The organism is Pseudomonas sp. LBUM1679 (genome assembly GCF_059695565.1).
In genome coordinates this window covers 1,201,163-1,213,035 of sequence record NZ_CP166774.1, presented here as the reverse complement: position 1 = coordinate 1,213,035, position 11,873 = coordinate 1,201,163, and the positions used below count along the sequence as shown (strand labels likewise).

Here is an 11,873-nt window from a genome sequence, read left to right as displayed (position 1 = left end):
TGAATTCGAACCAGACGACTACCGCTCAAACAACTCCATCTGCTCAAATCCACCGCGCAAATCCTCCAGCCTCACCCCAATCCCCAACAACCGCACCGGCTTCCCGCCGCGATTGAACGCCTGGGTCAGCAACAGCTGATAACTCCCCAGATCCCGCCCTGCCCCGGCCTGCTCCAGCGTGGTCTGGGTAAAGTCATGGAATTTCACTTTGACGAACGGCTTGCCCGGCCGATAACTGCTGTCGATTCGCGCCATGCGTCCGGCCAGGGTTTCCAGCAGCTCGGGCAATTTATCCAGGCAGCTCACCAGATCCGGCAAATCCACGTCGTAGGTGTTTTCCACACTGATCGACTGGCGACGACTGTCGTTGTGCACCAGGCGGTCATCGATCCCACGGGCCAGGCTCCAGAGCCGCTCACCAAAGCTGCCGAATTCGCGCACCAGTGCCAACTTGTCCCATTCGCGCAAATGCGAGCAGTCGACAATACCGAGCCGGCCCAGCTTGTCGGCAGTGACCTTGCCCACCCCGTGCAACTTGCTGACCGGTAGACCGCTGACAAAGTCTTCCACCTGATCCGGTGTGATGACGAACAAGCCGTTAGGCTTCTTCCAGTCGCTGGCGATCTTGGCGAGAAACTTGTTCGGCGCCACGCCAGCCGAAACGGTGATGTGCAACTGATTGGACACCCGTCGCCGGATGTCCTGGGCAATGCGTGTGGCGCTGCCACCGAAATGCGCACTCTCCGACACATCCAGGTACGCCTCATCGAGGGAAAGCGGCTCGATCAAGTCGGTGTAATCGCGAAAGATCGTGTGAATTTCCTTAGACGCTTCTCTATAGGCGTCCATGCGCGGCTTGACGATGGTCAGGTCCGGGCACAGCTTCAAGGCATGCCCCGACGACATGGCCGAACGCACGCCATACGCCCGCGCTTCATAATTACAGGTGGCGATCACTCCCCGCCGATCCGCCGACCCACCTACCGCCAGCGGTTTACCGGCCAGGCGCGGGTCGTCACGCATCTCGATGGCGGCGTAGAAACAGTCACAATCGACGTGAATGATTTTTCGCTGGGTCATATAAAAGCGGTATTCATGGCTGGAAATGCAGTCAGGCCGTGTCGGATAGGCAGTATCTCACTGACACCTGTATATAGCACCAGTACTCAGAATGTTCTTTTTCATACGTAGGAAAAGTACCGGATGAATTTAATTACTCAATTGAACAACTCCACCCAATAGAGCCGGAGGCCTTGCCATACCTGCCTCACAGCCCCGCAGCCCCACCGCCTTGGAGAGCTAAGCGATTGAACGGGAACAGGTTTTTTCAGGATTAGGCTTGACACCCGCGCCATCCTCTGTAGAATCCGACACACAGACGCGGGATGGAGCAGTCTGGTAGCTCGTCGGGCTCATAACCCGAAGGTCGTCGGTTCAAATCCGGCTCCCGCAACCAAACATCAAGAAAGGCTACTCGAAAGAGTGGCCTTTTTTGTGCGTGTCTGTTTTGTACGGGTGCAGCGCTTACCCATCGCTAGCCCAGAAAGAGAAATCGTTCTGATTCCTGAACTTAGGTCTCCCCTGCAGCGATTTGCCGTTCATTTGTACTTATTCGACCCGTTTCAGGATTAAAGGTTGACTCTGCGCCGTGCGCCTGTAGAGTGCCGCCACACAGACGCGGGATGGAGCAGTCTGGTAGCTCGTCGGGCTCATAACCCGAAGGTCGTCGGTTCAAATCCGGCTCCCGCAACCAAACATCAAAAAGGCTACTCGAAAGAGTGGCCTTTTTTGTGCGCGCCTGTTTTGTACGAGTGCAGCGCTTACCCATCGGTAGCGCGGAAAGAGAAATCGTTCTGATTCCTGAACTTAGGTCTCCCCTGCCGCGATGTGCCATTCATTTGCACTTATTTGACCAGGTTCAGGATTAACGGTTGACACTCCGCCGTTCGCCTGTAGAATGCCGCCACACAGACGCGGGATGGAGCAGTCTGGTAGCTCGTCGGGCTCATAACCCGAAGGTCGTCGGTTCAAATCCGGCTCCCGCAACCAAACATCAAAAAAGGCTACTCGAAAGAGTGGCCTTTTTTGTATCTGCTGAAAAAGCCCTTTCGCAACAATGACCTGTCATCCTTCAGTTAAGCGAATGCGTCCCTCTGTAGGAGCGAGCTTGCTCCGGGCGGCGTTCCGACGATGGTCGTAAACGATAACGCGTGTTTACTGGTTAAACTCGGCGCTCTTGAGTCCATCGTCGGAACGCCGCCCGGAGCAAGCTCGCTCCTACAATTTTCAAAAACCCTCTATGACTGACGATGTGCCGTCGCCGGATCCCGGTGAGAGGCATTAATATTTGTAATTATTTTTTTCTACAGGGATTGGTAACTTGGCTGGATACCCCCATCCTGTCGCGCACAATCCAAGAGGTGATTGATGCGCGCCAACCCGTCTGATCCACAAGACACCGTCACAGCGACACAACCGATCAAGGCCGAGCGTCTGCGCTTGCTGGAGCTGGTCAGCAAATACCGCCAACCCCTGGGCCTGGCCGTCACTCTGCTGTTGTTCGCTATCGCGCTGATTGCCTGTCGCCACCTGCTGAGCGAACTCGATCTGTACGCGCTGCACGACTCGATTCTCGAAGTACCGCAACCGGCGCTGCTCGGCGCACTGGCTGCGACCGTGGTCGGCTTCATCATTTTGCTCGGCTACGAATGGTCGGCCAGCCGGTATGCCGGCGTGACACTGGCGCCGCGCATCCTCGCCCTGGGCGGGTTCACCGCCTTCGCCATTGGCAATGCCATCGGCCTTTCGATGCTCTCGGGAGGCTCGGTTCGCTACCGTCTATATGCGCGTCATGGCCTGGGGGCTTCGGAAGTCGCCCGCATGACGCTATTTGCCAGCCTCTCGCTCGGTTGTGCCCTGCCTCCGCTCGCGGCGCTCGCCACACTCAGCGACCTGCCTGCCGCTTCCGTCGCCCTGGGTCTGTCCGAGACATTGCTGGGGGCGATCGCCGTCGCCGTACTGCTGCTTTTTACAGTGCTGGCGATCGGCATCTACCGCCGTCGACTGCCGGAACAGCCTTACCCGGATAATCTGCTGGTCAAGGTCGGTCGCCGCACCTTGCGTCTTCCAGGGCGTCGCCTGACTGTCCTGCAATTGGTCATCACTGCCCTGGACGTGGCCGCCGCCGCGACCGTGCTGTATCTGTTGCTGCCCGAAGCACCGCCCTTTGGCGTCTTCTTGCTGGTGTACCTGCTGGCCCTGGCGGCCGGGGTGCTCAGCCACGTGCCCGGCGGTGTCGGGGTGTTCGAGGCCATCCTGCTGGCCGCCTTCGCCGACAAGCTCGGTGCCGCGCCACTGGCTGCCGCGCTGCTGCTCTATCGCCTGATCTATGTGGTGCTGCCATTGCTGGTGGCCTGTCTGCTGCTGCTGATCAACGAAGGCCAGCGTCTGTTTCAGACCCGCCAGACACTGCGTGCCGCGTCCGGCCTGGCCGCACCGATTCTGGCGGTGCTGGTGTTTCTATCCGGCGTGGTGCTGCTGTTCTCCGGCGTGACCCCGGAAATCGATACGCGCCTGGAACACATCGGTTTTCTGATCCCGCATCGACTGGTCGACGCCTCGCACTTCGGCGCCAGCCTGGTCGGCGTGCTGTGCCTGCTGCTGGCCCAAGGTCTGCGCCGGCGCCTGTCGGCCGCGTGGATGCTGACCACCATTCTGTTGCTGGTGGGCGCCCTGCTCTCGCTGCTCAAGGGTTTCGACTGGGAAGAAGCCTGCCTGATGACCCTGACCGCGAGCCTGCTGGGGGTTTTCCGGCGCTCGTTCTATCGCCCCAGCCGCCTGACCGAACTGCCCTTTTCGCCGCTGTATCTGGTGTCCAGCCTGTGCGTCCTTGGCGCATCGATCTGGCTGCTGCTGTTCGCCTATCAGGACGTTCCCTACAGCCATCAACTCTGGTGGCAGTTCACCCTCGACGCCGATGCCCCCCGTGGCTTGCGCTCGCTGCTGGGTGCCGCCGTCCTGTTGCTGGTGGTGTCCCTGACCTGGCTGCTGCGCACCGCGCGCCCGGTGATCCATCTGCCCACGTCCGATGAGCTGGACCGCGCGACAAAGATCCTCATGGCTTCCGCCCAACCGGATGGCGGCCTGGCCCTGACCGGTGACAAGGCGCTGCTGTTCCACCCTGACGAGCAGGCGTTCCTGATGTACGCACGCCGTGGTCGCAGCCTGGTGGCCTTGTATGACCCGATCGGCCCGGCCCAGCAACGGGCCGAGATGATCTGGCAGTTCCGTGACCTGTGCGACCTTCACCACGCCCGCCCGGTGTTCTATCAGGTGCGCGCCGAGAACCTGCCGTACTACATGGACATCGGCCTGACGGCGATCAAGCTCGGCGAAGAAGCCCGGGTCGATCTGCAGCGCTTCGACCTCGAGGCCAAGGGCAAAGAGATGAAGGACCTGCGCTACACCTGGAACCGTGGCACCCGCGACGGCCTGTCGCTGGAGATCCATGAGCCGGGGCACGCGCCGATGGATGAGCTCAAGGTGATCTCCGATGCCTGGCTGACCGGCAAGAACGTGCGCGAGAAAGGCTTCTCCCTCGGGCGCTTCAGCGATGACTACCTCAAGCATTTCCGCATCGCAGTGATTCGCTTCGAAGGTCGCCCGGTGGCGTTCGCCAACCTGCTCGAGACCTTCGGCCATGACCTGGCCAGCCTCGACCTGATGCGCGCGCACCCGGAGGCCCCCAAGCTGACCATGGAGTTCATGATGGTCGGCCTGATCCAACATTATAAAAATCATGGCTACGCGCGCTTCAGCCTGGGCATGGTCCCGCTGTCGGGGTTGCAACCCCGGCGTGGCGCTCCGCTGACCCAGCGCCTGGGCTCGATGGTGTTCCGCCGTGGCGAGCAGCTCTACAACTTCCAAGGCTTGCGCCGCTTCAAAGACAAGTTCCAGCCTGACTGGGAACCCCGTTATATGGCCGTGCCCGCCGGACTCGATCCGCTGGTAGCCCTGGCCGACACTGCCGCCCTGATCGCGGGCGGCTTGACTGGATTGGTGAAACGCTGATGATTCAACGCTCCCTGCGGTACGTACTGAGCACACTGGTCTTGCTGGCCCTGATCCTCGGTGGCGGTTACTGGTACCTCAAACGTCCGGCACCCGAACCGACCCTCGAACGGCTGACGCCCGCCGATGGCGCAGCGATGACTCGAGTCATCCCCGGCAACACACCGCGCGCCCAGGTGCTGGTGGCGGTCAACGCAGAGCAGAAGCTCAGCGACAAACAACTGCTGACCCTCAGCCGCAGCGGCTCGGCCCAGATCGTTCAGGTGATCCTGCCCAAAGATTGCCTGCTGCAAAGTCGTGCCCTGCAATCCGGCCTGAGAGAACTCAAAGGCCCGGCGACCCTGGTCAGCGGCATCGGCCCGGGCGCCGTGCTGGCCTGGCGCTGGCTGTCAGAACAGAAGAACGACAAGGCCCAGGCCGTTTCGGTGGACCTGGCCCTGGAAAAACCCGGCTGCACCCACCTGCTGCCCAAAAGCGCTGCCCACGGTCACTGGCTGGTGGCCTGGAACGACAACCCGGACGACACCAGCGCCGGCTTCGTGCGCGACCAACCGAACGCCGAAACCAGCATCAGCGACTACGACATCAACCTGCCGCAAGTGCTGAACAACGAACTGCGCAAGCTCCTGGTCGGTGGCGACAAAGCCGCTGGCGGCCTGCAGATCCCGGTGGTCGAAGTGCCGGCCGGCCAGGCCCGGGACACGGTCACCCTGTTCCTTTCCGGTGATGGCGGCTGGCGCGACCTGGACCGCGACGTGGCGGGCGAGATGGCCAAGATCGGCTATCCGGTGGTCGGCATCGATACCCTGCGCTACTACTGGCAGCACAAGAGCCCTGAGCAAAGTGCGCTGGACCTGGCCGAACTGATGCAGCATTACCGGCAGAAATGGGGCACCAAACGCTTCATCCTCACCGGTTACTCGTTCGGCGCCGACGTCCTCCCGGCAATCTACAACCGCCTGGAGCCCGCGGAGCAACAACGGGTCGACGCCATTATCCTGCTGGCCTTCGCCCGCACCGGCAGCTTCGAAATCGAAGTCGAAGGCTGGCTCGGCAACGCCGGCAAAGAAGCCGCCACCGGCCCGGAAATGGCCAGGCTGCCGCCGGAGAAAGTGGTGTGCATCTATGGTGAAGAAGAAGTCGATGAGAGCGGCTGTACCGACAAGACGGCCGTTGGCGAAGCGATGAAGCTGCCTGGCGGGCATCACTTTGACGAGAACTACCCGGCCTTGGCCCAGCGGCTGGTGGATGTGATCGAGAAGCGTCAGGCCAAAGAGACGGCAGCTCAAGAGTGAGCTGAGTAACGTCCACTAAAAGCCCCCGCAGCCATACGGTCGCAGGGGCTTTTTCATAGGTACTCGATCAACCTGACACCGTTGTCACCTGTGGGAGCGAGCTTGCTCGTGATGGCGGACTAGCATCCAACATTGATGTCGACTGACAGACCGCTATCGCGAGCAAGCTCGCTCCCACAGGGGATGTCATCTACCTTTAAGGATTGCGTTCGCCCACAAAAAAGCCCCCGCTGCCTTCATGGCAACGGGGGCTTTTTGATGGGGCTTACATCTCCACCTGAGTACCCAACTCAATCACCCGGTTCAACGGCAGATTGAAGAACCGCAAATTACCGTTGGCATTCTGCAACATGAAAGCGAACAGCGCCTCGCGCCAGCGGGCCATGCCTTCGAGCTTGGAGGCGATGACCGTCTCGCGGCTGAGGAAGTAGGTGGTGCGCATCGGGCTGAAGTCCAGGTCATCGAGATGGCACAGTTTCAGCGCTAGCGGCACGTCAGGCTCATCGACGAAACCAAAGTGCAGGATCACCCGGAAGAAGCCTTCGCCGTGGGATTCGACCTCGAAACGCCGCGTCGGCGGCACCCGCGGAATGTCTTCGTAGACCACCGTCAGCAGCACCACTTGCTCGTGCAATACCTGGTTATGCAACAGGTTGTGCAGCAGCGCGTGGGGCACGGCATCCGGACGCGCGGTGAGGAACACCGCGGTGCCCTGGACGCGATGCGGTGGTTGGACGGAGATGCTGCTGATGAAGATCGGCAGCGGCAATCCGCCCTCGTCGATACGGTCGACCAGCAGTTGCTTGCCGCGCTTCCAGGTGGTCATCAGCACGAACAGCACAATACCGGCGATCACCGGGAACGCCCCGCCCTGAACGATTTTCGGCACGTTGGCAGCGAAGTACAGACCGTCCACCAACAGGAAACCGAGCAACAGCGGAACAGCGAGGACCGGAGGCCATTTCCACAGCAGCAATATCACCGCCGACACCAGGATGGTGGTCATCAGCATCGTGCCCGTCACCGCCACACCGTAGGCCGAGGCCAGAGCGCCCGAGGATTCGAAACCCAGCACCAGCAGGATCACACCGACCATCAGCGCCCAGTTCACCGCGCCGATGTAGATCTGGCCTTGTTCGGCGCTGGAGGTGTGCCGAATGTGCATGCGCGGAATGTAACCGAGCTGGATCGCCTGACGGGTCAGGGAGAACGCACCGGAAATGACCGCTTGGGAGGCAATCACCGTGGCCATGGTCGACAAGCCTACCAATGGAATCAGCGCCCAGCTCGGTGCCAACAGATAGAACGGGTTGCGAGCGGCTTCCGGATCACCGAGCAGCAACGCACCCTGACCGAAGTAGTTCAGCACCAGCGCCGGTAGCACCAGAATGAACCACGCACGGGCAATCGGCTTGCGACCGAAGTGGCCCATGTCGGCGTACAGCGCTTCGGCACCGGTCAATGCCAGCACTACCGCGCCGAGAATCGCCACGCCCATGCCCGGGTGCACGATGAAGAAGCGCACGCCCCAGACCGGATTCATCGCTTTCAACACTTCCGGATGCTGCAGGATGCCGTAGACACCCAGCGCCCCCAGCACCACAAACCAAGTGACCATGATGGGCCCGAACAGGATGCCGATCCGCGCGGTACCGTGACTCTGAATCAGGAACAGCGCCACCAGCACTATCAACGACAGCGGCACCACCCAATGGTCGATACCCTCGAAAGCCAGTCCCAGGCCTTCAATCGCCGAGAGCACGGAAATCGCCGGGGTGATCATGCTGTCGCCATAGAACAGCGCCGCGCCGATCAGCCCGCAAACCACCAGCAAACCACGCAACTTCGGATGCCCGGCCGCAGCCCGCCGAGCGAGGGCGGTCAAGGCCATGATCCCGCCTTCGCCCTGGTTGTCGGCGCGCAGTACGAACATCATGTACTTGATCGACACAACCCAGATCAGCGACCAGAAGATAAGCGCCAGAATCCCCAGCACCCCGTCATGATTGACGGGCACGCCATAGCCACCGGAAAACACTTCTTTGAGGGTGTACAGCGGGCTAGTACCAATATCGCCATAAACCACCCCGACTGCCGCGACCAGCATGCCGATCGGCTTCGCCGCCGAATGCTCGGCGCCCGCCGCCTGACTACTTGCCTGACCCATCCACCACCCCTACACCCAGACCCGGACTTCATTGAAAGAAGCACTATGCTTTGCCGTGCAGCATGCGCTGTTTTACTTGTTGTTACAGACGTTTTGTTGACTGTAAAAAATCGGTAAAGCGTAACGGCGCGAAGCATAGCGCAGCACTCGTCGTATTTCCCCGTATAAAGCTGGTCAAGTGCGCCTCTCATCGCTAGAATTGCGCACTTTTTGACCAGAGGCTAAGCGTCCTGCCTCGCGAATCACTGCTGATTTTTGACGGCGCCTGTTGTCGCCATGCTGCGTTGCCGCTTCTCGCCATAGCAAGCTATGACTCGGCGCGGCGCCTTGCCTGGCAACAACAGTCACTCGTCAAAAAACAGCGTATTCACGAGGCAGGACGCCTAGCGCCCGTCTGTCGCCTTGCCGTCTTCGGCTGGAGGCGTCACAAATACCGAGGTTAGACATGTCCACCACTCCTGCGCCGGCCAATCCAAAGGTTGGCTTCGTATCCCTGGGTTGCCCCAAAGCACTGGTCGACTCCGAGCGCATCCTTACCCAGCTGCGCATGGAAGGCTATGACGTCGTGTCCACTTATCAAGACGCTGACGTCGTGGTGGTCAACACCTGCGGCTTCATTGATTCGGCCAAGGCTGAGTCTTTGGAAGTGATCGGCGAAGCCATCAAGGAAAACGGCAAGGTCATCGTGACCGGCTGCATGGGCGTCGAAGAAGGCAATATCCGCAAGGTGCACCCGAGCGTGCTGGCCGTGACCGGTCCGCAGCAGTACGAGCAAGTGGTCAACGCCGTGCACGACGCCGTGCCGCCGCGCCAGGATCACAACCCGCTGATCGACCTGGTGCCGCCGCAAGGCATCAAGCTGACTCCGCGCCACTATGCCTACCTGAAGATTTCCGAAGGCTGCAACCACAGCTGCAGCTTCTGCATCATCCCGTCGATGCGCGGCAAACTGGTCAGCCGCCCGGTCGGTGACGTGCTCGACGAAGCCCAGCGCCTGGTCAAGGCCGGGGTCAAGGAGCTGTTGGTGATCTCGCAAGACACCAGCGCCTACGGCGTCGACGTGAAGTACCGCACCGGGTTCTGGAACGGCGCGCCGGTGAAAACCCGCATGACCGAACTCTGCGAAGCCCTGAGCACCCTCGGCGTCTGGGTGCGTCTGCACTACGTTTACCCGTACCCGCACGTCGACGAGCTGATCCCGCTGATGGCCGCCGGGAAGATCCTGCCGTACCTGGACATCCCGTTCCAGCACGCCAGCCCGAAAGTCCTCAAGGCCATGAAACGCCCGGCCTTCGAAGACAAGACCCTGGCCCGCATCAAGAACTGGCGCGAAATCTGCCCGGACCTGATCATCCGGTCGACCTTCATCGTCGGCTTCCCTGGCGAAACCGAAGAAGACTTCCAGTACCTGCTGAACTGGCTGACCGAAGCCCAGCTCGATCGTGTCGGCTGCTTCCAGTACTCGCCAGTCGAAGGCGCACCGGCCAACCTGCTGGACGCGGCCATCGTGCCGGACGACGTCAAGCAAGACCGTTGGGACCGCTTCATGGCACACCAGCAGGCCATCAGCTCGGCGCGTCTGCAAATGCGCGTCGGCCGTGAAATCGAAGTGCTGGTCGATGAAGTCGACGAGCAAGGCGCGGTCGGTCGCTGCTTCTTCGACGCCCCGGAAATCGACGGTAACGTATTCATCGACAACGGCAGCAACCTGAAGCCGGGCGACAAGGTCTGGTGCAAAGTGACCGACGCCGACGAATACGATCTGTGGGCTGAACAGATCTAAACGCAAAAAATACGAAAAGCCCTGCGCTCTTGACGAGATGCGGGGCTTTTTTACGTCTATCGTTTTGTGGGAGAAAGGACTCGCACGATCAACTGCCAAAAGGGGCATTCGGCCATGCGCCAACATTCGGTCGTCCAAACGCCGAAACAGAGCGACTACGAAGAACTGACGCAGGTGTGGGAAGCCTCGGTGCGCGCCACCCATGACTTTCTGCCCGACAGTTACATCGAACTGCTGAAGAACCTGGTGCTGACCCGCTACCTGGATGCGGTCATGCTGATCTGCACCAAAGACTCGCGACAGCGCATCACCGGGTTTGCCGGGGTCGCGGCGGGCAAGATCGAAATGCTCTTCATCGACCCGGCGCACCGCGGCCAGGGGCTGGGCAAGCAGTTGTTGCGGTATGCCCTGGAGCACCTGAATGCCAACGAACTGGATGTCAACGAACAGAACCCGCAAGCCCTGGGGTTCTACTTCAAGCAGGGGTTCGAGGTGATCGGCCGCTCGGAAGTCGATGGCATGGGCCAGCCCTATCCGCTTTTGCATATGCGCTTGCGTCAGGCACAGCAACGCAGGCGCAATGGCTGACACAATACAGAACAAACTGTAGGAGCTGGCTTGCCAGCGAAGGGGCCCGAAAGCCTTGCGCAGATCAATCGGCCGCCTTCGCTGGCAAGCCAGCTCCTACGAAAAGCCACACAGCGCAAATGGAGCCGGGATTAACCGGCGCCCAGCAGGTACAATGCCCACCCCTTTTTTGTTACGGCCCTGTCATGACTGACCCGATTCGACTCTCCAAACGCCTCATCGAACTCGTCGGCTGTTCCCGTCGGGAGGCTGAGCTGTTCATCGAGGGCGGCTGGGTCACCGTGGACGGTGAAGTCATCGACGAACCGCAGTTCAAGGTCGACACCCAGAAAGTCGAGCTCGATCCGGAAGCTAAAGCCACTGCGCCCGAGCCGGTGACCATCCTGTTCAACGTTCCCGCGGGCATGGATGCGGACACGGCCCTGGCGACCATCAGCGCCGAGACCCTGAGCGAAGAACACCGCTTCAGCAAACGTCCGCTCAAGGGCCACTTCCTGCGCCTGACCGCCAGTACCGACCTGCAAGCCAACGCCAGCGGTTTGCTGGTGTTCACCCAGGACTGGAAGATCCTGCGCAAGCTCACCGCCGACTCCGCCAAGATCGAGCAAGAGTATGTGGTCGAGGTTGAAGGCGACATGGTGGCTCACGGCCTCAATCGCCTGAACCACGGCCTGACGTACAAGGGCAAGGAACTGCCGCCGGTCAAAGCCAGCTGGCAGAACGAAAACCGCCTGCGTTTTGCGATGAAGAACCCACAACCAGGGGTGATCGCCCTGTTCTGCCAGGCCGTTGGCCTGAAGGTCGTTGCTATCCGCCGCATCCGCATTGGCGGCGTGTCCATCGGCAAAGTGCCGTTGGGGCAATGGCGCTACCTGTCCGGCAAAGAGAAGTTCTAAGACTTTTCACGCCGCCACACATTTCGGCGCCGCTGCTTATGCGGCGCCCACTGCTGAATATCAGGATTGCACAC

Annotated in this window: 7 protein-coding genes and 3 tRNA genes; 8 read left to right on the top strand and 2 right to left on the bottom strand. The window is 60.6% G+C overall.

Annotation, left to right across the window (positions count from 1 at the left end; translation table 11 throughout):
• Positions 1-18 precede the first annotated feature (18 nt).
• Entirely contained in the window at positions 19-1,080 is a 1,062-nt protein-coding gene (gene dinB, locus ACA062_RS05515; RefSeq protein WP_497455531.1) for a DNA polymerase IV, read from the bottom strand.
• A 299-nt stretch (positions 1,081-1,379) separates the two neighbouring features.
• Here dinB and ACA062_RS05510 point away from each other — a divergent pair.
• The 5 genes from ACA062_RS05510 to ACA062_RS05490 all read left to right on the top strand — a co-directional run bounded on the left by ACA062_RS05510 (position 1,380) and on the right by ACA062_RS05490 (position 6,365).
• Positions 1,380-1,456 (top strand) — tRNA-Met (locus ACA062_RS05510).
• 220 nt (positions 1,457-1,676) lie between these two features.
• Positions 1,677-1,753 (top strand) — tRNA-Met (locus ACA062_RS05505).
• Between the two features lie 219 nt (positions 1,754-1,972).
• Positions 1,973-2,049: transfer RNA gene (locus ACA062_RS05500), tRNA-Met, on the top strand.
• A 378-nt stretch (positions 2,050-2,427) separates the two neighbouring features.
• Entirely contained in the window at positions 2,428-5,070 is a 2,643-nt protein-coding gene (gene mprF, locus ACA062_RS05495; RefSeq protein ID WP_497455530.1) for a bifunctional lysylphosphatidylglycerol flippase/synthetase MprF, read from the top strand.
• The gene (locus ACA062_RS05490; RefSeq protein ID WP_497455529.1) at positions 5,070-6,365 is read left to right on the top strand and encodes a virulence factor family protein; all 1,296 of its coding nucleotides are present in this window, start codon (positions 5,070-5,072) and stop codon (positions 6,363-6,365) included. The genes mprF and ACA062_RS05490 overlap by 1 nt, the downstream gene beginning before the upstream one ends.
• Before the next feature lie 265 nt (positions 6,366-6,630).
• Here the strand turns inward: ACA062_RS05490 and ACA062_RS05485 are convergent, their stop codons facing one another.
• Positions 6,631-8,532: a potassium transporter Kup gene (locus ACA062_RS05485; RefSeq protein WP_497455528.1), complete on the bottom strand. Its 1,902-nt coding sequence runs from the start codon at positions 8,530-8,532 to the stop codon at positions 6,631-6,633.
• A 445-nt stretch (positions 8,533-8,977) separates the two neighbouring features.
• Between ACA062_RS05485 and rimO the strand changes: the two genes are divergently transcribed.
• From rimO to ACA062_RS05470, 3 genes are all read left to right on the top strand, one after another.
• On the top strand, positions 8,978-10,315 hold the full coding sequence (gene rimO, locus ACA062_RS05480; RefSeq protein WP_064676142.1) for a 30S ribosomal protein S12 methylthiotransferase RimO: 1,338 nt from the start codon (positions 8,978-8,980) through the stop codon (positions 10,313-10,315).
• A 114-nt stretch (positions 10,316-10,429) separates the two neighbouring features.
• Complete coding sequence (locus tag ACA062_RS05475) at positions 10,430-10,903, top strand: acetyltransferase (RefSeq protein ID WP_497455527.1); 474 nt, start codon at positions 10,430-10,432, stop codon at positions 10,901-10,903.
• Between the two features lie 185 nt (positions 10,904-11,088).
• Positions 11,089-11,799: an rRNA pseudouridine synthase gene (locus ACA062_RS05470; protein ID WP_138964508.1), complete on the top strand. Its 711-nt coding sequence runs from the start codon at positions 11,089-11,091 to the stop codon at positions 11,797-11,799.
• Positions 11,800-11,873 lie beyond the last annotated feature (74 nt).

Coding starts and splice junctions, on each gene's coding strand:
- dinB (WP_497455531.1), bottom strand. CDS start 1,080: ATGACCCAGCGAAAAATCATTCACGTCGATTGTGACTGTTTCTACGCC.
- mprF (WP_497455530.1), top strand. CDS start 2,428: ATGCGCGCCAACCCGTCTGATCCACAAGACACCGTCACAGCGACACAA.
- ACA062_RS05490 (WP_497455529.1), top strand. CDS start 5,070: ATGATTCAACGCTCCCTGCGGTACGTACTGAGCACACTGGTCTTGCTG.
- ACA062_RS05485 (WP_497455528.1), bottom strand. CDS start 8,532: ATGGGTCAGGCAAGTAGTCAGGCGGCGGGCGCCGAGCATTCGGCGGCG.
- rimO (WP_064676142.1), top strand. CDS start 8,978: ATGTCCACCACTCCTGCGCCGGCCAATCCAAAGGTTGGCTTCGTATCC.
- ACA062_RS05475 (WP_497455527.1), top strand. CDS start 10,430: ATGCGCCAACATTCGGTCGTCCAAACGCCGAAACAGAGCGACTACGAA.
- ACA062_RS05470 (WP_138964508.1), top strand. CDS start 11,089: ATGACTGACCCGATTCGACTCTCCAAACGCCTCATCGAACTCGTCGGC.